This is a genomic window from Streptomyces krungchingensis, from assembly GCF_054729265.1.
In genome coordinates, this window is sequence record NZ_JBPUKY010000002.1 from 150,178 (window position 1) to 175,597 (window position 25,420).

A 25,420-nucleotide genomic window follows, 5' to 3' on the forward strand; every position below is an offset into this window, starting at 1 on the left:
TGCTCGCCCGGCCGTTCCCCGCGCACAAGGCTTCCGAGACGTCCAGGCGGCGATGGAGGCAGGTCGCCATGTCAGCAGAAGATCTGAGCAGGGAACCCACTCCGGATGCGGCCGAGGACAACGCGTTCTTCCCCTCGCCGTATTCGCTCAGCCAGTACACCTCGGCGAAGACGGATTTCGACGGGGTACAGCACAAAGGTGCCTACACCCAGGGAAAGTGGAAGGTGCTCATGATCGGGGCGGAGGAGAGATACGTCCTGCTGGAGAACGGCAGGATGTTCTCCACCGGTAATCACCCCGTCGAGATGCTCCTTCCGTTGCACCACATGATGGAGGCCGGCTTCGACGTCGACGTCGCCACGCTCACCGGATACCCGGTGAAGCTCGAACTGTGGGCCATGCCCCGGGAGGACGAAGCGGTCGTCGGTACGTACGAAGCCATCAAGGAGAAGCTCAAGCAGCCCAAGAAGCTCTCCGACGTGGTCGCCGACGACCTCGGTGACGACTCGGACTACATCGCCGTCTTCATCCCCGGCGGACACGGCGCCGTAGTCGGTCTGCCGGGCAGCGAGGCGGTGGGGGAGACACTCAACTGGGCCCTGGACAAGGACAAGTTCGTGGTCACGCTGTGCCACGGGCCCGCCGCCCTGCTGGCGGCCGCGTCCGGCAAGGACGAATCGCCGTTCAAGGGCTATTCCGTCTGCGTGTTCCCCGACGCTCTCGACGAGGGCCCGAACCTCGAGATCGGTTACCTTCCCGGTCGTCTGCAGTGGCTCGTCGCCGATCTGTTGAGCAAGCAAGGGCTGAATGTCCTCAACGACGACATGACCGGCCGGACCCATCAGGACCGCAAGCTCCTCACGGGCGACAGCCCCCTCGCCTCCCACAAGCTCGGACTGCTCGCAGCCGACGCACTGGTCGAGGCGACCCGGGCCGCCGCCTGAGGGTGCCCGGGGCCGCACGGCACCTCTGCGTCGGCCGTGATCCGTCGCAGAGGGCCACGGGTGCGCCACCGAGCGCGGTGAGGGTCCTGCGGCGTGCCGCCGGACGGGTCGGTCGGGCTGCCGGACGTGGCCGCGGGGGCCTTCTCCTTCGAGCCCGGCAACGGATGGCGCGCGGGGCCCTCGAACGGCCCGGCGCCACGCCTCACGATGAGGGGCGGCGGTTCACGGTGAGCAACTGTTCCGCCCAGACGGTCTTGCCGTCGGGTGTGTAGCGGGTTCCCCAGCGGTCGGCGAGCTGGGCGATGAGGAACAGTCCCCGGCCGCCCTCGTCGAGCGTGGCCGCATGGCGCAGATGCGGTGCGTTGTGGCTGGTGTCGGACACCTCGCAGGTCAGGTAACGGTCGTACAGGAGGCGCACGGTGATCGGCGGGTCGCCGTAGCGGATGGCGTTGGTGATCAGTTCGCTGAGGATGAGTTCCGCGGCGAACAGGTCGTCGCCGATGCCCCACGCGGTCATCTGCCGCATGCAGGCGGCGCGGGCGGGGGCGACGGCCGCGGGGTCGTCGGTGACGTCCCACTGTGCGACCCGGTCCGGTGCGAGGCGCCGGGTCGCGGCCACCAGCAGGGCGATGTCGTCCTGCTGGGGAGAGGGCAGGAGCGCGTCGATCACCTCGGTGCACGTCTGCTCACAGCTGCGGCCGGTGCCGGCGAGGACCGCGGTGAGCCGGTCCAGCCCGGTGTCGATGGCCTGCTCGCGGCTTTCGACGAGGCCGTCGGTGTAGAGGACCAGCCGGGTCTCGTCGGCCAGGTCGACGGTGTACGTCTCGAAGGGCGAATTGCCCAGCCCGAGGGGAAGGTTGGGCGGGACGGGCACCAGGTCCACCGTGCCGTCGGGATGGACCCGGGCCGGTGGCGGGTGCCCCGCGCACGCCATGTGGCAGCGGCCCGTGGTGGGGTCGTGGACGGCGTACAACATGGTGGCGCCGGTGACGGGTGCGGTCTCGGAGGCCGCCGGGTCGTCCTGGTCGAGACGGGTGACCAGCTCGTCCAGATACGTGATCAGTTCGTCGGGAGGCAGGTCCAGCGCGGCGAAGTTGTGGACGGCGGTGCGCAGCCGCCCCATGGTGGCGGCGGCCTGGAGGCCATGGCCGACCACGTCGCCGACGACGAGGGCGACACGGGCGCCAGGCAGTGCGATGACGTCGAACCAGTCCCCGCCCACTCCCGCTTCGGCGGGCAGATACCGGTACGCCGCGTACACGGCGTTCTGCTCGGGAAGCTCGGCGGGCAGCAGGCTGCGCTGCAGCGCGAAGGCCAGGGCGTGCTCACGGGTGTACCGGCGGGCGTTGTCGACGCACACCGCCGCTCGCGCGACCAGTTCCTCGGCGGAGCTCACGTCGTCGGGGTGGAACTCGCCGCGCCGCCAGAAGCTGGCGATGCCCAGCACCGTGCCGCGCGCTCGCATGGGCACGGCGATCAACGAACCGAGGCCGGCACCCAGCACGCGCTCGGCGAGGACGGGGTTCATGCCCCGCCAGTCCGAGTCGGCTGCCAGGTCGGGCACGAGGACCGCCTTGCCGTCGCGCAGTCCCTGCGCCTGGAGTGCGGTGGGGTCGACCGGCACCTCCGAGCCGGCCGGGTGTACGGCCCGCTCCTGCGCCGCGCCGCGGAAGGCGGCGCGGCGCAGGACACGGGGGACACCGGCAGGGGGCTCCTCACCCGCGACGACCGGGTCGAGCAGGTCGACACTGACGACGTCCGCGAACCGTGGCACGGCGACCTCGGCCAGTTCCTCGGCGGTACGTGTCACATCGAGGGTGTTCCCGATCCGGGCACTGGCGTCGTAGATCATCTCCAGCCGCTGGGACGTGGCCTCGACCCGGCCGGCCAGGGCACGCAGCTCGGTGGCGTCCCGGAACGTGGTGACGGCTCCGGGGGGCCCGCCGTCACGGCTCGTGTGACGGTGATTGACGCTCAGCAGCCGGCCGCCCGCCGGATGCACCTCGTCGACGGCTTCGAAGTCCGAGGCCAGCAGGTTCCGGATGCTGGGTTCCAGACCCAGATCGTCGATGTGACGACCCTCGACGCCTTCGGGGAGGGCCAGGAGCCGTCTGGCCTCGTCATTGGCGAGGATCAGGCGCCGATCGCGGTCGGTGACGAGCACCCCCTCGCGCACCGTGTGCAGGACAGCGTCGTGGTGCTCGTACATGCGTGTGACCTCGACCGGGCCGAGCCCGCCCGTCTGCCGGCTCAGGCGTCTGCCCACCCCGCCCGCCGCGGCCGTGGCCAGGAGGAAGGCTCCCGCCGCCCCGGCCATCAGGAGCGGCACTTCGCGGTTCAACGTCGCCGAGACGGTCGTGACCTCCACGCCGGCGGTGACGATCCCCACCACCTCGCCGTCCGGCCCCCGCACGGGTACGACCGCGCGCACCGCGTCCTGGGGTGCTCCGCTGAAATGCTCCGTGTAGGACAGGCCCCGGAGCGCTCGGCCGAAGTTGCCCGCCGCCCGCTGGCCGATCAGGTCGGGGACGGCATCCGTGTACCTGATGCCGTCCCTGTTCAGCACCGCGATGAAGTCGACTCCCACGGACTCCCTCATGCGCTCGGCCACGGGCTGGAGTGCGGATGTCGGGTCCGACGACAGCAGGCTCTTCGCGGTGTCCGGGTGCTGGGCGACGGCGACGGCACTGGCCATGGACCGGTCTTCGGCACGGTGGAGGTTCGCGGTGCGGGTCTGCCAGACCAGCGCCACCGCTCCTCCTGTCACGAGCAGCACGATGATCAGACATTGCAGTGCGAACACCTGACCTGCGACGCTGCGGTTGGCCAGCCAGCCCCCGCCCCACGGCCATGCGAGGCGATCTCGTATCGCCGGACGCCCAGCACGCTTACGTCTCATACAACCCTTCTACACCAATTGGTCGAATTCGCTCCTCGGGTCGTGTGCTGCGCACTCCACGTCACGCACAGCGAGCGCATCAAGCGCTTGCTCAGCGGGCGGCGGCCGTCACCCGCGCCCACGGTGCGTTCGTCAGTGATCCGGACGGCAACAACATCGCGGCCGTGCAGGAGGAGACCTCGTAGCGGTCCGGCGCTCGTCGAACCGTGTCGGCGAGGGCAGCCCGCTCCCTCCCGCGGACACCCGTCCCGCCGCGGACCGGGACGGCGCGTGTCTCAGCCGCGGCGGCCGGCGTGCCGGAAACGGCCGCGGTACTCCGTGGGCGTCGTGTCGAGCCTCCGCCGGAACGCGCGGATCAGGGTGTCGATCGTGTGGAACCCGCAGGCGGACGCCACGCGTTCGAGGGTGTCGTCGGTGGTTTCGAGCCGGTTGCGCGCGACTTCGACGCGGGCCGACTCGATGTAGGCGGCCGGTGTCATGCCGAGTTCCGTCCTGAAGATCCGGGTCAGCTGTCGTTCGCTCACATGCGCCTGCCGGGCGAGATCGGCCACGGTGAGGCGGCCGGTGAGGTGCCGTGCCACGTGGTGCCGGAGATCGTCCATGCGGCGCGTCGTGGACACGGGTTCCATGGGAACGCTGAACTGGCTCTGCCCGCCGGGCCGTTTCAGGTACATCACCAGCTGTCGGGCGACGCGCAACGCGACGGCCTCGCCGAAGTCCTCGGCGACGAGTGCGAGGGACAGGTCGAGGCAGGACGTGATGCCCGCTCCGGTCCAGATGTGGCCGTCGCGGATGAAGATGGGGTCGGCGTCGACCTCGACCGAGGGGTGGTCGGCGGCGAGTTGCTGCGCGGTCGACCAGTGGGTGGTGGCGCGTCTGCCGTCGAGCAGCCCGGCGGCCGCGAGGACGTGTGCCCCCACGCACACGGACGCGATGCGCTGTGCCCGGCCCGCGAGAACCCTCACCCAGTGGACCACCGTGGGATCGGCGAGGGCGCGGACGCGGCGCCGGTCGTCGACGTCGACCGCACCCGGGACCACGAGGGTGTCGATACGCCTCACCGCCGCTTCCTCGAAGGTGAGGTCGGGAAGGAGCCGCACTCCCGCCGAGGTGGTGACGGGAGACAACGTCTCGGCGGCCAGGACCACTTGATACCCACGGGCGTCGCCCGTTTCGCGCTGGAGCAGGGCGAACACCTCGGCCGGGCCGGTGACGTCGAGGAGGTCGACGCCGGCGAAGAGGAGAACGACGACGAGCCGGCTGGTGCTGGCCGAGGGCATGGAGCTCCGTCCGGAGGAGTGATCCCGGCTGTCGGTGGCGTCCGCCGGGTGTCTGTTTCTGCAAGTTACGTGACATTGCGGCCATGCGTCGGACGTTCGTAGCGTGGTCTGTGTCACCGCTCGGTGAGCCACTTCCACCCCATCTGAGACGAAGGTGCGGCCATGCCCAGGACGACTCTGCGTGAACTCAACGGCTTCGACCCGACCCCGGCGTCGCTCGCGTCCGCGACGCTGATCCTGATCGACTATCAGAACACCTACACCCAGGGGGTGATGGAGCTGGACGGGTGGCGCGACGCGCTGGACGCCGGTGCGGCACTGCTGACCCGGGCCAGGGAAGCGGGCGCGCACGTCGTCCACGTCGTCAACGACGGTGGCGAAGGCACCCCGTACGACGTCCGGGCGGAGATCGGCCGGATCCATCCGAAGGTCGCCCCGGCGGACGGCGAGGCGGTCGTGGTCAAGAAGCTGCCCGACGCCTTCCTCGACACCGATCTGGCCGACCATGTGGACGCCGCCGGGAACAAGGACGTCGTGATCGCGGGCTTCATGACGCACATGTGCGTGGTGTTCACCGCCCAGGGCGCGTTCCTGCGCGGCAACCGGCCCACCGTCGTGGCCGACGCCTGCGCAACGCGAGCGCTGCGCACGGTGGTTGCCGACACGCCCGCCGAACAGCTCCACCACAGCGCGCTGGCGACGATCGGCGACCTCTACGGAGTCGTCGTCCCGACCGCGGCGTCGCTGACCTGACCCTCGGCGCGTCGGTGGGCAGGGACATCCCATAAGGGGGCGTACGGGACCGGTTGTCGTTCTTGATGCCGTGGCACGACAGGTGCAGCAGGAGAAGGTCGTCCCTGCCGCGGTCGAGGAAGAACTGCAGGGCGTAGCGGCCTCCGGGCACGGCAGCGGCCTCAGAGTCCCCCGGTGGCACCGGCATCATGGCCGGCCGGCGCTCCGTCGAAATCGCCGATCCGGGGATCACGCAGCACCCTGGCGAGCCCCTGGGCGTCCTGCGCCGGCGAACGCAGTCGGCGCAGATCGGGGTGGTCGTAACGGCCGGTGGCGATGAGGCCGACGTACGGACTGCCGGTGCTCGCGCCCGTGAGCAGCCCGTACCGGGCGACCGGCCCCGAGTGGCCCGGTGGGCACAACACCGGCGTCGACTTCGCGGTCCCCGGCGGGACACTCGTGCGGGCCGTGACCGCGGGACAGGTGGTGGCCGCGGGGTGGGCCGGTTCGTTCGGTTACCAAGTGGTCGTACGGCACACGGACGGTCGCCACAGCCAGTACGCCCACCTGTCGTCGATCAGGAAACAGGAGGGGCAGGACGTGCTGTGCGGCGACGTCGTCGGCAGGTCGGGCAGCACCGGCAACTGTCCCGGACCGCGGCTGCACTTCGAGATCCGAACGGGTCCCGGCCTCGGCACGGACATCGATCCGTTGGCTCATCTCGCGGAGCGAGGCGTCGACATCGCTCAGTTGGCGGCGCCCGACGTCGGACCCGTGCCGCCGCCTCCCGCTCAGGTCCACCGCACTGGTGCCGTCGCGGCAGCCCGGGCCGACGGGCCCTGGGACAGCTCCGAGGTCCGTGAGCCGGCCGAGGGCCGGGTGGACCTGGGCGGTCTTTTCGTGCCCGGGGTCGACGGCATGGAGTTGCGGGTCGAGGTCACGGGCGACGCGATCGTCGCGGCGACCGTGGTGCTCAAGGACAGTGCCGTCCAGTTGCAGGCCTTCGCCGCTCCCAGGCGCGAGGGCATCTGGGGCGAGGTGCGCGAGGAGATCGCCTCCGGCATCACCCGGCAGGGCGGTGTCGTCGACGAGGTCGAGGGCCCGCTGGGCCGGGAGCTGCGCGCGCAGGTTCCGGTGCGGCTGCCGGACGGCACGGACGGTCTCCAGGTCGTGCGGTTCGTCGGCGTGGACGGTCCCCGCTGGTTGCTGCGCGGAGTGATCTCCGGGCAGGGCGCGGTGCAGCCGCAGGCCGCGGGCGTGCTGGAGCAGATCTTCCGGGACACGGTCGTCGTCCGCGGCGAGGGTCCGATAGCCCCCCGTGACCCGATCGTCCTGAAGCTGCCCGACGACGCGGTGATGGTTTCGGAGGGTCCTGCGGACTGAACCGCGCGCCCGGCGGACGCCGACCCGCGGCGTGACGGCCGGCCACGGCCTGCTCCACGGGTGACAACGTCCCGTCGCGGACGGGACGTTGCTCCCGACCGCGCTGCGGTCAGCCGTGATGGGTGTCGATGACGCAGAAGCGGTTCCCGTCGGGATCGGCCAGGACCACGAAGTCGGCGTCCGGGGGGTAGCGGTCCCAGTCGACCCGCCGGGCGCCGAGGGCGACCAGGCGCTCGACCTCGGCGGCCTGGTCGGCGGCGTCGCCCGCGTACAGGTCCAGATGGATCCGGGGATGCTCCTGCACGGGCGTCTCGCTGAGCCCCAGCGAGAGCTGGGCGCCGGTTCCTTCCGCCGGCACGAGGACCACCCAGTCGTCCTCCATCTCCTCGCGCGGGACGTAGCCCAGCGCCTCCGTCCAGAACGCCGCCGCACGCGGCACGTTCGACACACCCAGCACTACGGATCCGATGCTCAGCACGCCGTTCTCCTACCCCGTAGGGCCCCGGCGTCTACCGCCCGCCGTTTTGCCGCGTTCCCGCGTGCAGCGGCTCCGCGGGGGCGGGCCCCGGCCGGGATCCCTTCCGCGCACGCGCACGGTCGCGGAACCACGCGCTCACTCCCACCAGCACGGCCGCCCCGGCCCCGTACAGGGGCAGCCACAGGGTCGTCGTCGCCGACAGGCAGCCGGCGATGGCCTCACGGCTCTTGGACTCCGCCGCGTACGCCGCAGCGGTGCGGTCGAGGCCGGTCAGGCCGGCCAGTGTGGCCCGGGACCGGACGGCCTCGTACCTGCCCAGCCAGGTGCAGTCGACGCGGGTGCCCGGCATCGGGAACACCCAGGCCCAGCGCTGCATCATGGGGGCCAGCGCGATCGCCACGCACAGGCCGACGACCAGCGCGTACGCGATCAGACCGCGCATGTACGCGGACCGCAGGTCGGACGTCCACGGCGACCGACGCTCAAAGGCGAAGATCACCGAGAGGAGCGTCACCCCGATGAACGTCGCGAACCACTGCCACGAACCCTGCGCGAGAGCGAACGTCAGCACGGCCGCGAGCCCGATGCCGATGACCCCGGCCTGACTGCCGGCGTCGGCGCCGGCATCGGTGGATGCCGGCGGTCGGGGTCCTTGCGGGATGTGGTCGTTCACGGGCCTCTCCTGCAGGCGGGAGGCATCAGCTTCCGCCGTGCGGCGTCGCAGGTCCCGGAGCCATGCCGGGCGCGGGTGGCATGGCGCCCGGATGGGGGAGTCGCCGTCCGGGCCACCACGCGAGGCTGCTGCGGTCGACGCGGCCGATTGCTCGAACCGGTCCAACTCGACTGTGGGCGGCGATGGTTGACGCGTCGGCTCCGGCGGGGGGACCGGCAGGCACGGCGCGGCACGGTCCGCTGCCGCCCGCAGCCCGCACCGACGTGGCCCTCGTCGGCGGCTCCCGCGGCTCCCTCCCGGAGCCAGGGCGACGCGCGAGCCACGTCGTGACTCACGGAACCCTCCTCGTTCACGGAATCCTCCTCGCTCACGGAACCCTCCTCGCGCCGGCGCCGTGCCGGACAACGGCGGCGGACGGCTGCGCGGCAGGCCTGCCGTCGGTCCGTTGCGACGGCCCCTTGGGCCGTCGATGTGGGCCGGACGGCCCAAGCGGTCTCCCTCCTTTCTCGGACAGGCTGGAACCGCGGGGCGATCCCGGTTCCGCAAGGCGCGCCGGTCGGCGCCGGTCGCCGACGACGCCGGCCCAAGGGCGCGAGGCATGACGAGAGGACGTGGCGAGTCATGACCGGACAGGTACGGACGAACACGGTGGAGGCGCCACCGCTCGGCGATCTCGGCCGACGGCTGGTCGCACGCCGGGCGGAACTGGGCCTGACATGCGAGGAGGCGGCCGCCCGAGCCGGCGTCGCGCCCAACTATCTGCGCTACCTGGAGGAGAAGCCGGGAGCCGCACCCGGCACGGGCACCCTGCTCCGGCTCGCCGAAGCACTGCACACCACGATGTCCCACCTCACCGGAGGCGACAGTGACCGGCCGCCCGGCCCGGGACAGGCCGGACGGAGCCCCGACCTCACCGAACTGAGCCCCTCCGAGTGCCGGACCCTGCTGTCGAACCACGGCGTCGGAAGGGTGGCGGTCCTCACCGCCACGGGCCCCGCCGTCGTGCCCGTCAACTACGGCGTCGTCGACGGCGCGATCGTCTTCCGCACCTCGCCCGGCTCCACGCCGGCCCTGGCCGCGGGCTCCGAGGTGGCCTTCGAGGTCGACCGCATCGACGACGCGTTCAGCGAGGGCTGGAGCGTTCTCGTGCGCGGGCACGGGCAGGCCGTGACGGACGAGGAGGAGGCGCGTCGGCTCACCGACCTGGCACGCAGCGAGCCGTGGGCCGGCGGCCGGCGTGAGCTGTGGGTGCGCATCGACGTCCACACCGTGACCGGCCGGCGCATCACGGTCTGACCGAGAGCGCCCGTCGTACGCGTCGGGGTCGTGCGCCACGCGGGCCGCGCGGCGCACGACCGTACGTGCTGAACCGAGCCGGACGTCCGGAACCGAAGCCGAACGTCCGTGCCCGAAGCCGACCGGCCCGGGGCACGGGACCATCGGCACATGCGCGGCGGCCCGGACGGGAGGACAGTGGAGTCAGGAGCGGCACCGTTCCCCCGCGGTGTCGCTCCGTCCGTACGCATACGGCGGCGTCCGTACGTGTACGGCGGCGCCAGACCGGGCCCGACGCCGCCCCCCCCGGGGCCGCGGGGCCCGTCACCGCCGCTCGGACCACTCCTCGGTCCGCGCGGACGCCTGGGCGAGGTGGCAGCGGACGTCGACGACACCCTCCACGGCGCGGGCCAGGCGTTCCGCCACGGGCACCAGCCCGGTGCTCTCCACCCAGCCGGCGAGGGTGACCACTCCGTCGGAGGCCTCCACCTGTATGTGGTCGGCGGACAGCGGGAACAGCCGGTCGACGACCTCGTGGCGCACTTCCTCGGCGAGGTCCTCGTCCTCGCGCAGGAACACCTTGAGCAGGTCCGCGCGGCTGACGATCCCTTCGAGGAGCCCGACGTCGTTGACGACGGGAAGCCGCTTGATCTTGCGCTGCGCCATGATGCGCGCGGCCTCCGCCAACGCCGCGTCGGCGTGCACGGTCACGGCCGGGGTGCTCATCAGCTCCCAGGCCGTGAGCCCGCTCGCCTTGGCCAGGTCCGCCGGCCGGCGTCGCCGGGTGAACCGCTCCGGGTCGCTGTCCCGGAACTCCTCCTTGGGCAGCAGGTCGGCCTCGGAGACGACCCCGATCACCCGCCCCTCGCCCTCCAGCACGGGCAGGGCGCTGACCTTCCACTGCTCCATCAGCGTGACGATGTCCTTGAACGGCGCGTCGCGGCCGACCGCGACGACGGTGGGTGTCATCACGTCGCTCACGATGTGCGGGCTGCCGTGCATGATCTCCTCCTCGGAAGGTCGAAGTGCGGTCGACAGCAGGGCCGACGACTCTTCGGTCCCGCGCGCCCGGTGTGCCGACCAGGAGCGAACCTGTTCCGGTCCGGTGCGGCGGTCCCGCGGCCGTCCTTGCCGTGGAGTCCTCGATTCCAGCGTGGGCGCCGACGGAGCCGCCCGCCACGGGCCGCTCGGACCTGGCACGGGGGCGTTCGGCCCCGGTGGGGCTCCGCGCGGCCGTGCCTCGGGAGGGCGCCGCCGGGAGGGCGACGTCATGACAGGACGGGAAGGACGCCATCCGCTTCTCGCGGATCCTGATTGCGCGGTGCACGGCTGTCGGCCGCTTCCCCGCGTCTCGGTCGGGTCCTCCCCGTCACCTACAGGACACCACGGGATCGGCCGGGCCACCAGGGCCGGACGGCATCAGGGCTCCCCGCCAGGGCCGAACGTCCCCGACAAGAGCCGACGTGCCCCTCGTACCGGACGGCCGTGGCTGGCACGGTGGGATGGAAGCCCCGTACTGCCGGCCGGGCAGTCCGACGAAAGGCGGTGGGGACGATGATGACGCTTCCCCTGGTCGTGGGCGTCGACGGTTCGGACTCGAGTCTCCAGGCGGTCGACTGGGCGGTGGACGAAGCCGCCCGTCACGGACTGGCGCTGCGACTGGTGAACGCCTCGCTCTGGGAGCGCTACGAGGGAGCCCTTCCGTCGAGCGGCCTGGACCGCCCTTCCGAGCGCGTGCCGACCGAGCACATCGTGGCCTCCGCGGCGGAGCGCGCCACGCGACGCGACCCGGACGTGAAGGTGTTCACCGACGTGATCCCCGAGGACGCGGTGGAGACCCTCCTGCGCGAGGGCAACAACGCCTCCGCGCTGGTCACGGGATCGCGTGGCCGCGGCGGGCTGCCAGGACTGCTGCTCGGTTCGGTCGGGCTGGCCGTGGCGGCCCGTGCCCACTGCCCGGTGATCGTGGTCCGCGGGGACAGCGCCGGTCTGGCCGGCGGCCACGAGCGGATCCTGCTCGGTGCCGGGGATCCCGTCACCAGCGGCGAGGCCGTGCGGTTCGCCTTCCACGAGGCCGAGACCCGTGGGTGCGTCCTCGACGTCGTGCGGGCCTGGCGCCGCCCCGCGCACGACGTCATCGGAGCGCCCGAGCCGGACGACGCTCCCGGGCGCCTCTACGAGGAGCGGGCCGCGGCCCTGCTCCACGCCGTGCTGCACGACGCCGCGGCCGACCACCCCGGCGTACGGGTGCGCGGCGTGACCGCCGAAGGGCCGGCCCGCCGGATCCTCGTGCGGCGTTCGGCCGCCGCCGATCTGGTGATCGTCGGCGCCCGCCGGAGGGCGGGCCACTTCGGTCTCCAGCTCGGCCGGGTGAGCCACACCCTGCTCCACCACGCGTACTGCCCGGTGGCGATCGTGCCCCAGCTGGTGTGATCGTTTGAAGGGTCGGTCCACGAGGGGAGCAGCCATGGTCGTCCGGTCCCACGACGTGATCGGTTCCGCGCCGCGCCGTGCCACGGCCGTCGCGTCCCACGGGGCAGCGCCGCGATGACCGGCTGGACGTGGGAGTACGAAGGGTTCGACCCCGCCGAGGAGAGTCTCAGGGAATCGCTCTGCACGCTGGGCAACGGCTACCTCGCGACCCGCGGCGCACTGCCCGAGTGCGCCGCGGACGGCGTGCACTACCCGGGCACCTATGCCGCCGGCTGCTACAACCGGCTCACCTCCGACGTCGCGGGCCGCCAGGTCGAGAACGAGGACATCGTCAACCTCCCGAACTGGCTGCCGCTCCGCTTCCGGCTGCCCGGACAGCACTGGCTGACACCGGAGACCGCACCGGTGCTGGACCACCGTCTGATCCTGCGCCTCTCCACCGGCCTGCTGGAACGCCGCACCCGCTACGGCCTCGGCGACGGCCGTGTCCTGTACGTGCGGCAGCAGCGTCTCGTGCACATGGCCGACCCGCATCTGGTCGCCCTGCGAACCGAGTTCACGGCCGAGGAGTTCGCCGGGGAACTGGAGGTCGAGGCCGCGCTCGACGGGGGCGTCACCAACGCAGGAGTGCCGCGCTACGCGGACCTCGACGGCCGCCACCTGACGCACGTACACACCGACACCGCCGGTCCCGACACGGTCTGGCTGCGCTGCCGGACCCGGACCTCGGACATCAGGATCGGCATGGCGTCCCGGCTCACCGCGGACGTTCCGGTGTCGCAGCACCACGACTTCCCGCGCGCGGTCCAGCGGGTGCGTCTGTACCTGACACCGGGCCGCACCGTCGGAGTCGACAAGACCGTCGCCGTGCACACCTCACGTGATCCCGCGATCAGCGACCCGTGGGACGCCGCCGTCGACCGGGTCCGTGACGCCCCCGGGTTCGACGACCTGCTGGAGCCGCACCGGATCGCCTGGAACCAGATGTGGCGCCGAGCCGAACTCGACGTCCCCGGAGAGGCGGGCAGCATTCTGCGCCTGCATCTCTTCCACGTGCTGCAGACCCTCTCCCCGCACACGGCCGACCTGGACGTCGGGGTGCCCGCCAGGGGTCTGCACGGCGAGGCGTACCGCGGCCACGTCTTCTGGGACGAGCTGTTCGTCCTGCCCTATCTCAACCTCCACTTCCCCGAGGTCTCCAGAGCCCTGCTGCGCTACCGCCACCGGCGGCTCGACCGGGCCTGTGCCGCCGCCCGTGCCCTCGGCAGGCGCGGCGCCCTGTACCCGTGGCAGAGCGGCAGCGACGGGCGCGAGGAGACACAGCAACTGCATCTGAACCCGCACTCGGGCCGCTGGCTGCCGGACAACTCACGACTCCAGTGGCACGTCGGCTCGGCGGTGGCCTACAACGTGCTGCAGTACCACGAGGCCAGCGGGGACGCCGAGTTCCTGCACACCAAGGGCGCCGAGATGCTGCTGCAGATCGCCCGCTTCTGGACCGACTCGGCCACCTACGACGACCACTTGGGCCGGTACCGCATCAAGGGCGTGATGGGCCCCGACGAGTACCACGACGCCTATCCGGACGCCGAGCGGCCGGGCCTCGACGACAACGCCTACACCAATGTCACCGCCGCCTGGGTACTGGCCAAGACCCTCGAACTGCTGCGCGCGCTGCCCGAACCGCGCCGCCGTGAACTCACCGAGCGCACCGGGCTGGACGGTGCCGAGCTGGAGCAGTGGGAGGAGGTGTCGCGCACGCTGCACGTGCCCTTCCACAACGACGTCATCAGCCAGTTCGAGGGCTACGGCGATCTCGCCGAACTCGACTGGGAGCGCTACCGCGAGAAGTACGACGACATCCGGCGGCTGGACCGGATCCTGGAGGCGGAGGGCGACACCGTCAACCGCTACCAGGCGTCCAAACAGGCCGACGTGCTGATGCTCGGCTACCTCTTCTCGCCCGCCGAACTCCGGTCTCTCTTCAGCCGGTTGGGCCACCACCTGGACGAGGCGACCTGGCTGCGCACGGTCGAGTACTACCTGCGCCGCACCAGCCACGGATCCACTCTCAGCGGTCTGGTGCACGGCTGGGTCCTGGCCCGCGCCCGGCGCGCGGAGGCGTGGTGGTTCTGTCAGGAGGCCCTGCGCGGAGACATCGCCGACGTCCAGGGCGGCACCACGGGAGAGGGAATCCACCTGGGCGCCATGGCGGGCACCCTCGACCTGATCCAGCGCGGGCTGACCGGACTGGAGACCCGCGCCGGCGCGCTCTGGCTCGACCCGGTGCCGATGCCGGAACTGTCCTCCTACGGGATCTCCCTGCGCTACCACGGGCACTGGGGTGTGCGGCTGCGCCTGGAGAGCGGGCGGCTCGAGATCGCGGTCCCGTCGTCCGACCGTTCGCCCATCGACATCCGGCTCCCGGACCGCGCGGTCTCCGTCGAGCCGGGCGAGAGCTGTCACCTCGTACTGCCGGACTGATCCCCCCCCACCGCACCTGCTCGTATCCTTGGCCCATGCACGCAGGGGCCAGCCGCCGCACCCGCCGGCCATGACCGGAGCAGCACCGGGCGGCGGTACGCCGCCGGACGCCACCCTGAGGCAGGTCCTCGCCCACGACGAGGACGGCATCCTCCACCTCGTCCTCGCACCGTCCGGCCAGGACACCGCCGTGCACGGCGTCGTCATCGGCGAGGAGGACGCGCCGCGCCCGTACGACGGCCACATCGTGCTCGCGACAGGCCTGCGGCCGGGCACCGGCTCCGTCCCGGACGCCGTACGGGAGGCCGCCCGGCGGGGCGCCGTCGCGGTCGTCCTGCGCAGCGGGGGCGCGGACACCCTGCCTGCCACGGTCCTCACCGCCGCGCGGGAGACCGGGGTCGCGCTGCTCACCCGGGCCGAGTGGGCCGACTGGGGCGACGCCCTCGAACTGGTCCGGTCCGCGCTGGCGTTCGGTGCGGTGGGCAGCGAGGACCGCCTGGCCCAGGCCGCCGCGGGTGGCGGCCTCGCCGTACTCGCCTCGGTCGTCGCCCGTTACTGCCGTGCCTCGATCACGGTGGAGGACACCCGGTTCAGGGTCGTCGCGCACTCGGCGACCAGCGCCGACGCGGACGGACTGCGGCAGTCGACGATCCTGGGCGGCAGGGTCCCCGACTGGCGGGTCGCCGAACTGCGCCGCAGCGGACTGCTGCGTGCCCTGTGGACCTCCCGCGACGTCATCCACCGCCCGGCCGACGGCACCGACCCCGAACGGCTGGCCGTCGCCATCCGCAGCGGCGGTGAGGTCCTCGGCTCGATGTGGGCGGCGGCCGACGGGGGACGGCTGTCGCCGGACGCGGCGGACGTGCTGCGCCGCGCCGCGGAGGTCGTGGTGCCGTACCTGCTCCAGCACCGGCTGCGGGGCAGCGCCGGCCGGCGGCGCCAGGAACACGCCCTGCGCGGCCTGCTGCTCGGCGAGGGTGACCGCCGCTCCCACGTGTGGTCGCTGGAACTCGCGCCCGACGTGCCCTGTGCGGTCGTGGTCGCCGAACGGGACCGCGCGGCCGGCCCCGCCGCGGAACGCAGCCTCCAGGCCCTCGCGTTGCAGGCCGTCGCCCACCGCGCCACGGCACGCGTCTGGCGCGAGAACCACCGCCTGACCGTCCTGCTGCCGCTCCCGGACGGCGACGCGCGCGACGCGCCGGGCCTCGCCCGCGAACTCGACTCACTCGCGGCCGCCATGCCCGACGCCCCCGCGGTCTGGGTCGGCGCCGGGACACCGGCGGACGCGCCGTCGGGCGCCGCCGAGTCCTACGAGGAAGCCCTCCTGATCGTCCGGGCCCTGCGCGAACGCGAGGCCCGCGCCGTCCTGGCCGGCCGTGCCGCGGCCCCGGACGGGGGAGACGGGCCGCGCTCACCGGTACGGCACGCGGGGCCGGGCGACGTCGGGCACACGGTGGCCGTCCTGCGGGTCCTCGACGCGATACGCCCCCTGTGGGAACGGCACGGAGGCCCCGTCCACGACATGGTGACGGCGGATCTCGCCGCCGGAGGCGAACTGGTGCGCTCGCTGCGCGCCTATCTCGACGCGGCCGGCGACATGTCCCGAGCGGCCCATCACCTCGTCCTGCACCCCAACACCCTGCGCTACCGGCTGCGCCGGGTCCGCGAGCGTTTCGGCATCGACCTCGACGACCCCGACACACGGCTCGTCGTCACGCTCGCGCTGCGCCTCGCCGAGACCGAGGGGAGCACGGAGGCCTGAGGGCAGTCCGGTAATCCCTGGCGGGCGCACGACGACGGCTACGGCACCTCGCCGCTCGTCGGATCACCCGCATACGCCCGGTATGAGGATGTTCCGCCGCCTTGCGATGCACCGCATCCGACGCCGCGCACTGATCCACCAGGGATTACGGGACAGCCCTTGGGGCCCGCTGACAATTCGCGCCTGCCCCGCGACGCCGGTGACGACAGGTCCTGGAAGCGGTGACGGGCCGCGCCGCCGTTTTCGGAGCGGCGGACAAACGATCCGCGATCCTTTGTACGGGACCACGAAGACCGCGACGGGCCCCGGGGACCACGCTTCAGTCACCCCCTCCACCGTGACGAAGGCCCCCTCCGTGACCCTGAACAGCGACGTCCGTCCTGACCATCCGTCCGCGCAGCCCACCGCCGCCGTCCCGCGCTCAGCCGGGCGCGTCGGCACCGTCCTGCGCCACGCGGTCGACCGAGGGCTCGTCGGCGCGGCCCAGCCCGTCGCCGGCTTCCTCGACACGGACGGCATCCGCGCGTCGGTGGCCGCCCTGCACGGCGCCTTCGACGCCGTGCCCGAGGTGCTGCACACCTTCGCCGCCAAGGCCTCGTCCCTCGTACCGGTTCTGCGGCTGCTCGCGGACCAGGGCATGGGGTGCGAAGTGGCCGGCCCCGGAGAGCTGCGGCTGGCCCGGGGCGCCGGGTTCGCACCGGACCGCATCGTCCTCGACTCGCCCGCCAAGACCCGCGAGGAGATCGCCGAGGCGCTCTCGCTGGGCGTCGCCCTCAATGCCGACAACCTCGACGAACTCGACCGCGTCGACGCGCTGCGGCCCGCCGGCTGCGCGTCCGTCGTCGGCCTGCGCGTCAACCCCCAGGTCGGCGGCGGCGCGATCGGCGCGATGAGCACCGCGACGGCCACCTCCAAGTTCGGGGTGGCCCTGCGCGACGCGGGAGGACGCGACAGCGTGGTCCGGGCCTTCGCCCGGCATCCCTGGCTGACCCGGCTGCACGCGCACGTCGGCTCCCAGGGCTGCCCGCTGGAACTGATCGCCGAGGGGATCGGCGAGACGTACCGCCTGGCGGAGGAGATCAACGCGACGCTGGGCCGCCGGCAGATCACCAGCCTGGACATCGGCGGCGGCCTGCCGGTCAACTTCGCCGACGACGAGGTGCGTCCGACGTTCGACGACTACACGCGCACCCTGCGGTCCGCGGTGCCCGGCCTGTTCGGGGGACAGTACGCGCTGGTCACCGAGTTCGGCCGGTCGCTGCTGGCCAAGAACGGGTTCATCGCCGCCCGCGTCGAGTACGCCAAGCAGTCGGGGGGCCGCCGTATCGCCGTGACCCATGCGGGCGCGCAGACCGCGACCCGGACCGTCCTGATGCCCGGCTCCTGGCCGCTGCGGGTCGGCGCCTTCGACGCGCAGGGGCGGCCCAAGACGGGAGAGCCCGTGGCCCAGGACGTCGCGGGGCCCTGCTGCTTCGCCGGGGACGTCGTGGCGGAGAACCGCGAACTGCCCGCCCTGGACGCGGACGACCTCGTCGTCCTGTACGACACGGGCGCGTACTACTTCTCCACCCCCTGGGCCTACAACAGCCTGCCCCGACCCGCCGTGCACGGCTACGTGGTCGACGGAACGGACGTGCGGTTCGCCCCCGTACGCGACGCGCAGACGCTCGACGAGATCGCGGCGGAGAGCGGGGCGCGCCACGCCGACCGCCTGCTCGACCTCGCCCCGGACGCCCCTTCTCGCTGACCTCGACGCCACGCCCCGCACGCCCCTTCCCGCCGACCTCGACGCCAGGCGCCGAACAGGTCGGCCCACGGAAACTTCCAGCCCGCCCCGAACACCGACCGCGGCCCAGGAAGTGAGCACCCATGCCCAGGCCCGACCAGGCCGGACCGTACGACGTCCTCGTCTCCGGCGGCACCGCGTTCGACGGAACCGGCGCCGCGCCCCGCCGCGCGGACGTCGCCGTACGGGACGGCGGCATCGTCCACGTCGGCGCGTCCGACCAGGCTGCGACGGCCACCACCGTGCTGGACGCGACCGGGCCGGCCGTCACCCCCGGCTTCATCGACCTGCACTCCCACGCGGACTTCTCGGTCCGGGCCATGCCCGGCGCGGAGGCCTGTCTCCGTCAGGGCGTCACCACCCTCGTGACCGGCAACTGCGGACTGTCGCCCTCTGCGCCGCGTGCCGGTCACCGTCTGAGGGGCGGCCCCTCAAGTCCGGGGGAAGCCGGGTCCGTTCCGGGGGTGGCGTCGGTCGTGCCGCGCGGGGAGGATGCTCAGTCGCGTGGCTCGTACCGTCCCACACGGCTCCGGGAGTCCTCCGATGGGTTCACACGCCGCACCGAACCGTCGCCCGCGCATCCTGTTCGTGTCGTTCGGCCTCCTGCTGCTGGCCGCGCTTCTCCTCGTGCCCAGGGCCGACGGTGCGCCCCGGTCGGCCGACGCCTGTCGCACCACGGGCACCGAACTGCCCCGCGGTGACTGCGGGCCGTTCTGGCAGGTCCTCGCGGAGGACTTCAACGGCGACGAGGTGCCGCTCGGCGGGTTCAGCGACTGCGACCACCACGTCGACACCTCCGCCGCGTACTGCGGCGGGCTGAGCGGGACCTACCGGGACAACTGGTGGGCGTACCCGACCGGTTGGCGCGACACCGCCAACGACCGGGGTCGCGACGTCGTCGGTGTCTACCACCCCGAGGACACCGTGAGCGTCGGCCGCGCGGAGAACGGTGACGGGAGGATGCGCATCAGGATGTGGCGCCCCGAGGACGGTGGCCCGGTGCACGCTGCGGCCGTCGTGCCACGGGCCGTCATGCAGATGGCGTACGGCAAGTACAGCGCGCGCATCAAGGTGACGAGACTTGCGCTGGGGTACAAGTCGGCCTGGCTGCACTACGGCGGCGGCTGCGAGATGGACCATCCCGAAGGCGAGTGGACCGGCACCATCACCGCCTTCCACCATCCGTGCGGCGGGGGCGAGCAGGGCTACTACCCCAGCGGCGACGACTGGACCGAGTGGCACACCGTGTCGACGGAGTGGACCCCCGGACACGTGCGCTTCTTCGTCGACGGCCGGCAGACCGGACACGACACCAGGAACGTGCCGGACCGCCCGCTGTCCTGGGTGCTCCAGAACGAGAGCGCGCTCGAAGGGCCGGGCGCGGCCCCCGGCAGCAGCGCGGAGCTCGACGTCACCTGGGTCGCGGCGTACGCGTACGGATGGAAGTGACCGGTGCTGCGTCGGCCGGGGCGCCCCGCCGACCGGCCGGGGCGGGGGCGCCGTGACGCTTCCTCGCCCGCTGTCCCACAGGTGAGAGGCCCACCGCGACGCCTCGTGGGAATCCATACCGAGTTTGTTTTTGAACCGGGTATGGTTATTGTGGTCGTGTGACAGGGCTTCGTGAGCGCAAGAAGGAACAGACCAGGCAACGCATCGCCGCGGTGGCGATGCGGCTGTTCATCGAGCGCGGATTCGACGCCGTGACGGTCAACGAGATCGCCGAGGCCGCGGAAGTGGCCAAGGCGACCCTCTTCGCGTACTTCCCGACGAAGGAATCGCTCGCCCTTCAGGGCGTGGGCGGCGACGACCTGGCCGGGATCGTCGCCGGCCGACCGGCCGGTCAGACGTTCCTGGAGGCACTGCGCGCCCATCACCGCGCGCTCGCCGCCGGACGGATTCCGGAATCGGACATGGAAGCGCTGATCGCCCGCGTGCGCGTCGTCCAGGAGAGCCCTGCACTGCAGAACGCGGCGAACGGACTGCTGTACCGACAGCGCCAGGCACTGACGCAGGTCCTGGCCGACGAGTACGGCGACACGGCGGCGGCACTCATAGCGGCCCAGATCGCGGCGTCCCTGCTCACCCTCCAGGAGGCGTACTTCCGTCGGCTGCTGGGCGGAGCGTCCCCCGAGGCCACCGGCCGTGCTCTGGCCGAGGACGTCGAGCTGGCCTTCGACCTGCTGGAACACGGACTCGACCCTGTGAAAGGCCCCTGACGTGCGCGCACGCGGCATCAACTACGACACCGGGACGTTCCCGGGAGACCGGCTCACCCGGAAGAGCTTCGACTCCGAGGCGGTCCGCCGCGAGATGGCGGTGATCGCGGGTGAACTGCACTGCGACGCCGTGCGCGTCTCCGGGCGGGACGGCGAGCGGCTGGGCGTCGCCGCCCGGCACGCGGCGGACGCCGGGCTCGAAGTGTGGTTCTCGCCGTTCCCCGTGGACCTTTCCCCCGAGGACGTCCTGGCGTTCCTCGCCGACTGCGCGCGACGCGCCGAGGCGCTGCGCCAGGGCGGCGCACGGGTCGTGTTCGTCGCCGGCTGCGAACTCAGCGCCTTCGCCCACGGCTTCCTTCCGGGCGACACCCATCTCGACCGCCTGCACGCCATGGCCACCGCCGACATGCAGTGGTGGCTCTCCCTCGACGCGGTCCCCGAACGACTCAACGCCTTCCTCGCCCGAGCCGCGGCGACCGTCCGCGCGCACTTCGGCGGCAGGATCACGTACGCCTCGGGCCCCTGGGAGCCCGTCGACTGGGAACCGTTCGACCTGGTGGGCATCGACGCCTACCGGTCCGCCGAGAACGCCGACACCTTCCGCGCCCACCTGCGCGAGTCCCTCGCGCACGGCAAGCCGCTCGCCGTCACCGAGTACGGCACCTGCGCCTACCTCGGTGCGGGTGACCTCGGCGGCATGGCCTGGCAGCCGCCGCGGGGAGCGGTCCCCGACGAGGACGAGCAGGTGCGCTACCTCACCGAACTGCTCGACGTCTTCGAGGACGAGGGCGTGGACACCGCGCTGTGGTTCTCGTTCGCCAACTACGACAAGCCCCGCGACCGCGACATCGCCTCCTACGGCGTCGTCCGCATGCTCGACGACACCCACTGGGAACCGAAGAAGGTCTTCCACGCCATGGCCGCCCGGCACCAACTCCCGCACGAGCGCTCCGCGTCGAACTGACCGGGAGCGCCGCCCGGGACGGCAGGAGCAGGCCGGTGGCGTGGCTGTCCAGGAGATGCGGACGAGTCGTGCCGTGCCCGGTGTCGTGGCGTCAGCGGCGGCGTATGCGGGGTGCGCCTGTCACCGACATCACCAGGGAGTACAAGGACGTCGTGGCGGTGATGAACATCCGGTTGTTCTTGCTTCCGCCGAAGGCGATGTTGGAGACGGCCTCGGGGACGCGCAGGCGGCCGATCAGGGTGCCGTCGGGGTCGTAGCAGTGCACTCCGCCGTTCATGGCGGCGGCCCACAGGCGGCCCTGGTTGTCGAAGCGGATGTTGTCGAACCGGCTGTCGCCGTCGGTGGCTTCGGCGAAGACCTTGCCGTCCGAGAGGGAGCCGTCGTCCCGTACGTCGAAGACCCGGATGTGGCCGGCGCGGGTGTCGGAGACGTAGAGCTGCTGCTCGTCGAGGGAGAGGACCAGGCCGTTGGGTCCGCCGAAGCCGTCGGCGGCCAGGGCGACGCGGCCGTCGGAAGGGGCGACGCGGTAGACGTGGCAGGCGCCGATCTCGCTCTCCGCCCGGTGTCCTTCGTAGTCGGAGGTGATCCCGAAGTCGGGGTCGGAGAACCAGATGGTTCCGTCGGAGTGCACCACGGCGTCGTTGGGGCTGTTCAGCCGCTTGCCCTCGAACCGGTCGGCCAGCACGGTGACGGTGCCGTCGTGCTCGGTGCGGGTGACGCGACGATTGCCCTGCTCGCAGCTGATCAACCGGCCTTCGCGGTCGAGGGTGTTGCCGTTGCTGTGGCCGGCGGGGGAGCGGAACGTGCCGATGGTCCCCGTCTGTTCGTCCCAGCGCAGCATGCGGTCGTTGGGGATGTCGCTCCAGATCAACTGCCGCCAGGCGGGGAGGTACACCGGGCCTTCGGCCCAGCGGCAGCCGTCGTACAGCGTCTCCAGCCGGTCGTCGCCGAAGGCGCAGCGTCCGGTGAAGAACCGCTCGTCCAGAATCTCGTACACAGAATTCGAAGGCTGACCGGACATGATTCCACCCCTGTAAGCTCGAACCGAATCTGAATCGTTGCGACACCACCTCTACCAGATGGATTACGGCTCACCTATGAAGCATGTAGATGACATCGACCGTGAGCTGCTCGGCCTGCTCCAGGCGGACGCCACTCAGTCCTACGCGGCGCTGGGCCAGGCGGTGGGGCTGTCGCCGGCCGCGGCGCACGAGCGCGTCCGTAAGCTGCGCGAGCGCGGCGTGATCCGCAGGACCACGATCGACGTCGATCCGGCCGCCGTGGGCCGGGGCGTACTGGCCTTCGTCATGGTCGACTCGACGTCCTGGATGGGGGATTCCGCTGCGGCGTTCGCGGCGCTGCCCGAGATCCAGGAGGCGCACGTCATCGCGGGCAGCGCGTCGGTGCTGGTCAAGGTGCGCACGTCGACCACGGAGGAACTGCAGGACGTGCTGCGGCGGTTGTACGCGATCGAGGGGGTGAGCGGCACGCAGGCGACGATCGTCCTGGAGACGTTCTTCGAGAGGCCGCTGGGCGGAACGCCGAGCGGTGAGCCCTGAGTCGGCCGCGCGGTCGGAACGGCACGGATCCGGTGTTCCGGCGGGCGGGTCCGGGGGAGGGGTGTGCCCGTAGCCGCGGCATCGGTGAGAGGGGTGCACGCCTGGCCCCGGCACCGGTGAGAGCGGTGCGCGCCTGGCCCCGGCACCGGCCCGGGGGGATACCGTCCCTCGCCCCGGAGCCGGCGGCCGTCACCGCGGGGGTCTCCGCGCGGCGGCATGCGACGCGAGGAGGGAGCGTGCCTGCTCGCGGGCGGCCTTGAGCGGGTCCGGGAAGACGCCCAGGCCATGACTGACCAGGGCTCCTTCGTGCAGCAGCATCAGGGTGCGCCCGAGCGACGCGGCACCACGGGGCGCGATCTCCCGCGCGAGGCCGGTGAAAAGGGCCAGCATCCAGGCCTTCTGCTCCTTGATGACGGCGTACGCGGGATGCGCCGGGTCGCTGATCTCCGCGTGTGCGTTGATCATGCTGCAGCCCTTGGCGCCGTTCTCCCGCATCCATGTCCGGGAGGCGTCGAAGACCGCCAGGCAGCGCTCCGCGGGATCCGGGTGACGGTCGAGGTGCTCCGCGAGCCGGGCCCGCCAGCGCGCGTCGCGGTCCGTGAGGTACTCCACGACGATCCGCTCCTTCGAGCCGAACCGGTCGTAGAGCGTCTTCTTCGTCACGCCCGCCTCGCCGGCGATCAGATCCACGCCCACGGCGTGGATCCCGTGCTCGTAGAACAGCCGGGAGGCGGCCTCCAGCGCCCGCCGGGCGGCGGGCGTCATGGTGACGTGCTGAGGCTTCGCTGCTTGGCCCATGACACTGAAGTATACCGCTCTGTATAGTGCTGGGTAAGAGGTATACCGATCGGTATAGCTGGAGGATGCGAGTGAACTTCCCGCTCTCGGTGGCGTTCGTGCTGTGCTGGAGTTCCGGCTTCATCGGGGCCAAGCTCGGGGCGGAGAGCGCCGACGGGGTGACCGTCCTGATGTGGCGGTTCCTTCCGCTGGCGGTGCTCCTCGTCGGTGTCACGGCCACCCGCTACGGATCGGCCTGGCGAGGTCTCACCCCACGGGACGCGGCACGTCAGATCGCCGTCGGGGCCCTCTCGCAGAGCGGCTATCTGCTCACCGTGTACTACGCGATCCAGCTGGGGGTCTCCAGCGGCACCGTGGCCCTCATCGACGGGACGCAGCCCCTTGTGGTGGGGGCCCTCGCCGGCCCGCTGCTGCGGCAGTACGCCTCCCGCAGGCAATGGCTCGGGCTGTGCCTCGGCGTGGCCGGCGTCGGAGTCGTCACCAGCGCGGACGCCATGGCGACCAGCGGCGTGGTCTGGTGGGCCTACGCCGTGCCCTTCCTCGGAATGGCCTCGCTCGTCGCGGCGACCTTCCTCGAACGCCGTTCGTGCGCACAGGTCCCTCCGCTCGTGTCGATGACGATCCACTGCACCACCAGCGCCGTCGTCTTCACCGCGTTCGCCGTGGGCGTCGGTGCGGCGTCGCCGCCTGCCGCGCCGTCGTTCTGGATCGCCACCCTCTGGCTCGTGGTGCTGGCCACCTTCGGCGGCTACGGGCTGTACTGGCTGGCCCTGGAGCGGGCAGGCGTGACCCAGGTGAACACGCTCATGTTCCTGATGGCTCCGGTCACGGCGCTGTGGGGCGCGCTCATGTTCGGCGAACCGTTCGGTCCGCAGACCGCTGTCGGCCTTGCCGTCGGCTTCGCGGCGGTCCTCGTCGTCCGTCGCGGGTCCGCCGCCGCGACGTCCCCGGGCCCGTCCTGAGCCGCTCGGTGCCGCCCCCCCCGTCACGAGCGCGGCCGGCCCTTCACGAGAATGATCGCCGTGCCCCGCCCCCGCACGAACGGAGAGAACGCGATGGCCACCTACGTCCTGGTCCACGGAGCCTGGCACGGCGGCTGGTGCTGGCATGACGTCGCGGACCTTCTCCGCTCGGCCGGACACACGGTGCACACACCGACCCTGACCGGTCTCGGGGAGCGCGCACACCTGCGGAGCCCCGACACGGGTCTCGCCACGCACGCGGAGGACGTTCGGAGCGTGCTCGAAGGTGAGGACCTGAGGGACGTGAAGCTGGTCGGACACAGCTACGCGGGCTTCGTCGTCCGGCAGGCGGCCGACCGCGTGCCGGACCGTGTGGAAGAGCTGATCATGCTCGACGCCTGGGCCGGCAGCCACGGGGAGTCGCTGCTCGACCGCGCGTCCGAGAGGTTCCGTGCCTGGGTGGCCTCGCTGGCCGAGGGGGACGTCCTGGCCGTACCGCCCCCGGAGTCCGTGGGAGTCACGGCTCCCGACCAGGTGGCCCGGCTGAAGTCCCTGCTGACGCCGCACCCTCGGCTCACGTTCACCGAGGCCGCGCAACTCACCGGCCATGTCGACGCGGTGCCCTGCCGCGCCATCGTCTGTACGCCGTCGAGGATGCCGTTCCGCGATCTCGCCGCCGAGTTCGGCTGGGAGATCGCCGAGCTGGCGAGCGGGCACGACGCGATGGTGACCGCGCCGGACGCGCTGACGCGGCTCCTGCTCGCCTCTGCATGACCGTCCTTTCCGTCCGGG

The 25,420-nt window shown here is 72.0% G+C and carries 21 protein-coding genes and 2 pseudogenes; 16 read left to right on the forward strand and 7 right to left on the reverse strand.

The genetic code is table 11. The annotated features are described in order from the left end of the window. Nucleotides 1-68: 68 nt before the first annotated feature. Nucleotides 69-944, forward strand: coding sequence for a glyoxalase III HchA (gene hchA, locus ACSYGO_RS41325; protein WP_435228602.1), 876 nt, complete (start codon nt 69-71; stop codon nt 942-944). 202 nt (nt 945-1,146) lie between these two features. On the opposite strand, the gene ACSYGO_RS41330 is transcribed toward hchA, so the two are convergent. Together ACSYGO_RS41330 and ACSYGO_RS41335 are read right to left on the reverse strand one after the other, a co-directional pair. Next, entirely contained in the window at nt 1,147-3,747 is a 2,601-nt protein-coding gene (locus ACSYGO_RS41330; RefSeq protein ID WP_460389890.1) for a SpoIIE family protein phosphatase, read from the reverse strand. A gap of 371 nt (nt 3,748-4,118) precedes the next feature. Next, nucleotides 4,119-5,123 (reverse strand): GlxA family transcriptional regulator, encoded by a 1,005-nt coding sequence (locus ACSYGO_RS41335; RefSeq protein ID WP_460389891.1) that lies wholly within the window; start codon nt 5,121-5,123, stop codon nt 4,119-4,121. A 162-nt stretch (nt 5,124-5,285) separates the two neighbouring features. On the opposite strand from ACSYGO_RS41335, the gene ACSYGO_RS41340 reads away from it, so the two are divergent. The 3 genes and pseudogenes from ACSYGO_RS41340 to ACSYGO_RS41350 form a co-directional block, all read left to right on the forward strand. Next, on the forward strand, nt 5,286-5,876 hold the full coding sequence (locus ACSYGO_RS41340; RefSeq protein WP_460389892.1) for a cysteine hydrolase family protein: 591 nt from the start codon (nt 5,286-5,288) through the stop codon (nt 5,874-5,876). A gap of 315 nt (nt 5,877-6,191) precedes the next feature. After that, nucleotides 6,192-6,524 (forward strand): annotated as a pseudogene (locus ACSYGO_RS41345) (M23 family metallopeptidase); the annotation flags it as partial. Nucleotides 6,525-6,557: 33 nt separating this feature from the next. Next, nucleotides 6,558-7,226, forward strand: a pseudogene (locus ACSYGO_RS41350) (DUF3710 domain-containing protein); the annotation flags it as partial. Between the two features lie 121 nt (nt 7,227-7,347). Here the strand turns inward: ACSYGO_RS41350 and ACSYGO_RS41355 are convergent. Together ACSYGO_RS41355 and ACSYGO_RS41360 are read right to left on the reverse strand one after the other, a co-directional pair. After that, complete coding sequence (locus ACSYGO_RS41355; RefSeq protein WP_460389893.1) at nt 7,348-7,716, reverse strand: VOC family protein; 369 nt, start codon at nt 7,714-7,716, stop codon at nt 7,348-7,350. A gap of 31 nt (nt 7,717-7,747) precedes the next feature. Then, nucleotides 7,748-8,389, reverse strand: coding sequence for a hypothetical protein (locus tag ACSYGO_RS41360; protein ID WP_460389894.1), 642 nt, complete (start codon nt 8,387-8,389; stop codon nt 7,748-7,750). Between the two features lie 621 nt (nt 8,390-9,010). Here ACSYGO_RS41360 and ACSYGO_RS41365 point away from each other — a divergent pair. Next, nucleotides 9,011-9,685, forward strand: coding sequence for a helix-turn-helix domain-containing protein (locus ACSYGO_RS41365; protein ID WP_432190205.1), 675 nt, complete (start codon nt 9,011-9,013; stop codon nt 9,683-9,685). Nucleotides 9,686-9,988: 303 nt separating this feature from the next. Here the strand turns inward: ACSYGO_RS41365 and ACSYGO_RS41370 are convergent, their stop codons facing one another. Continuing rightward, nucleotides 9,989-10,666 (reverse strand): CBS domain-containing protein, encoded by a 678-nt coding sequence (locus tag ACSYGO_RS41370; protein ID WP_426676314.1) that lies wholly within the window; start codon nt 10,664-10,666, stop codon nt 9,989-9,991. 555 nt (nt 10,667-11,221) lie between these two features. On the opposite strand from ACSYGO_RS41370, the gene ACSYGO_RS41375 reads away from it, so the two are divergent. The 8 genes from ACSYGO_RS41375 to ACSYGO_RS41410 all read left to right on the forward strand — a co-directional run bounded on the left by ACSYGO_RS41375 (nt 11,222) and on the right by ACSYGO_RS41410 (nt 21,309). Beyond that, nucleotides 11,222-12,097, forward strand: coding sequence for a universal stress protein (locus tag ACSYGO_RS41375; protein WP_460390419.1), 876 nt, complete (start codon nt 11,222-11,224; stop codon nt 12,095-12,097). A 114-nt stretch (nt 12,098-12,211) separates the two neighbouring features. Further along, complete coding sequence (locus tag ACSYGO_RS41380; RefSeq protein ID WP_426676313.1) at nt 12,212-14,581, forward strand: glycoside hydrolase family 65 protein; 2,370 nt, start codon at nt 12,212-12,214, stop codon at nt 14,579-14,581. A 70-nt stretch (nt 14,582-14,651) separates the two neighbouring features. After that, entirely contained in the window at nt 14,652-16,343 is a 1,692-nt protein-coding gene (locus tag ACSYGO_RS41385) for a PucR family transcriptional regulator (protein WP_460389896.1), read from the forward strand. Between the two features lie 337 nt (nt 16,344-16,680). After that, nucleotides 16,681-18,090 carry a type III PLP-dependent enzyme domain-containing protein gene (locus ACSYGO_RS41390; RefSeq protein ID WP_460389897.1) on the forward strand — a complete coding sequence of 470 codons (1,410 nt, stop codon included), beginning with the start codon at nt 16,681-16,683 and terminating at the stop codon, nt 18,088-18,090. A gap of 122 nt (nt 18,091-18,212) precedes the next feature. Next, the gene (locus tag ACSYGO_RS41395; RefSeq protein WP_460389898.1) at nt 18,213-18,830 is read left to right on the forward strand and encodes an amidohydrolase family protein; all 618 of its coding nucleotides are present in this window, start codon (nt 18,213-18,215) and stop codon (nt 18,828-18,830) included. Further along, entirely contained in the window at nt 18,718-19,578 is an 861-nt protein-coding gene (locus ACSYGO_RS41400; protein WP_460389899.1) for a glycoside hydrolase family 16 protein, read from the forward strand. The genes ACSYGO_RS41395 and ACSYGO_RS41400 overlap by 113 nt, the downstream gene beginning before the upstream one ends. 158 nt (nt 19,579-19,736) lie before the next feature. Beyond that, nucleotides 19,737-20,345 (forward strand): TetR family transcriptional regulator, encoded by a 609-nt coding sequence (locus ACSYGO_RS41405; RefSeq protein ID WP_460389900.1) that lies wholly within the window; start codon nt 19,737-19,739, stop codon nt 20,343-20,345. 1 nt (nt 20,346) lies between these two features. Then, nucleotides 20,347-21,309, forward strand: coding sequence for a hypothetical protein (locus tag ACSYGO_RS41410; protein ID WP_426676308.1), 963 nt, complete (start codon nt 20,347-20,349; stop codon nt 21,307-21,309). 91 nt (nt 21,310-21,400) lie between these two features. Here ACSYGO_RS41410 and ACSYGO_RS41415 read toward each other — a convergent pair whose 3' ends face one another. Next, nucleotides 21,401-22,330, reverse strand: a complete 930-nt coding sequence (locus ACSYGO_RS41415) for an SMP-30/gluconolactonase/LRE family protein (RefSeq protein WP_426676307.1) — start codon at nt 22,328-22,330, stop codon at nt 21,401-21,403. 76 nt (nt 22,331-22,406) lie between these two features. On the opposite strand from ACSYGO_RS41415, the gene ACSYGO_RS41420 reads away from it, so the two are divergent. After that, nucleotides 22,407-22,868, forward strand: a complete 462-nt coding sequence (locus tag ACSYGO_RS41420) for an Lrp/AsnC family transcriptional regulator (RefSeq protein WP_426676306.1) — start codon at nt 22,407-22,409, stop codon at nt 22,866-22,868. A 189-nt stretch (nt 22,869-23,057) separates the two neighbouring features. Here the strand turns inward: ACSYGO_RS41420 and ACSYGO_RS41425 are convergent, their stop codons facing one another. Next, nucleotides 23,058-23,666 (reverse strand): TetR/AcrR family transcriptional regulator, encoded by a 609-nt coding sequence (locus tag ACSYGO_RS41425; RefSeq protein WP_460389901.1) that lies wholly within the window; start codon nt 23,664-23,666, stop codon nt 23,058-23,060. 71 nt (nt 23,667-23,737) lie between these two features. Here ACSYGO_RS41425 and ACSYGO_RS41430 point away from each other — a divergent pair, with 71 nt between their 5' ends. Both ACSYGO_RS41430 and ACSYGO_RS41435 read left to right on the forward strand, forming a co-directional pair. Further along, on the forward strand, nt 23,738-24,628 hold the full coding sequence (locus ACSYGO_RS41430; RefSeq protein ID WP_460390420.1) for a DMT family transporter: 891 nt from the start codon (nt 23,738-23,740) through the stop codon (nt 24,626-24,628). 93 nt (nt 24,629-24,721) lie between these two features. After that, complete coding sequence (locus tag ACSYGO_RS41435; protein ID WP_460389902.1) at nt 24,722-25,402, forward strand: alpha/beta fold hydrolase; 681 nt, start codon at nt 24,722-24,724, stop codon at nt 25,400-25,402. Nucleotides 25,403-25,420: the final 18 nt, after the last annotated feature.

Coding starts and splice junctions, on each gene's coding strand:
- hchA (WP_435228602.1), top strand. CDS start 69: ATGTCAGCAGAAGATCTGAGCAGGGAACCCACTCCGGATGCGGCCGAG.
- ACSYGO_RS41335 (WP_460389891.1), bottom strand. CDS start 5,123: ATGCCCTCGGCCAGCACCAGCCGGCTCGTCGTCGTTCTCCTCTTCGCC.
- ACSYGO_RS41340 (WP_460389892.1), top strand. CDS start 5,286: ATGCCCAGGACGACTCTGCGTGAACTCAACGGCTTCGACCCGACCCCG.
- ACSYGO_RS41365 (WP_432190205.1), top strand. CDS start 9,011: ATGACCGGACAGGTACGGACGAACACGGTGGAGGCGCCACCGCTCGGC.
- ACSYGO_RS41370 (WP_426676314.1), bottom strand. CDS start 10,666: ATGCACGGCAGCCCGCACATCGTGAGCGACGTGATGACACCCACCGTC.
- ACSYGO_RS41375 (WP_460390419.1), top strand. CDS start 11,222: ATGACGCTTCCCCTGGTCGTGGGCGTCGACGGTTCGGACTCGAGTCTC.
- ACSYGO_RS41380 (WP_426676313.1), top strand. CDS start 12,212: ATGACCGGCTGGACGTGGGAGTACGAAGGGTTCGACCCCGCCGAGGAG.
- ACSYGO_RS41385 (WP_460389896.1), top strand. CDS start 14,652: ATGACCGGAGCAGCACCGGGCGGCGGTACGCCGCCGGACGCCACCCTG.
- ACSYGO_RS41395 (WP_460389898.1), top strand. CDS start 18,213: ATGCCCAGGCCCGACCAGGCCGGACCGTACGACGTCCTCGTCTCCGGC.
- ACSYGO_RS41415 (WP_426676307.1), bottom strand. CDS start 22,330: ATGTCCGGTCAGCCTTCGAATTCTGTGTACGAGATTCTGGACGAGCGG.
- ACSYGO_RS41420 (WP_426676306.1), top strand. CDS start 22,407: ATGAAGCATGTAGATGACATCGACCGTGAGCTGCTCGGCCTGCTCCAG.
- ACSYGO_RS41425 (WP_460389901.1), bottom strand. CDS start 23,666: ATGGGCCAAGCAGCGAAGCCTCAGCACGTCACCATGACGCCCGCCGCC.
- ACSYGO_RS41435 (WP_460389902.1), top strand. CDS start 24,722: ATGGCCACCTACGTCCTGGTCCACGGAGCCTGGCACGGCGGCTGGTGC.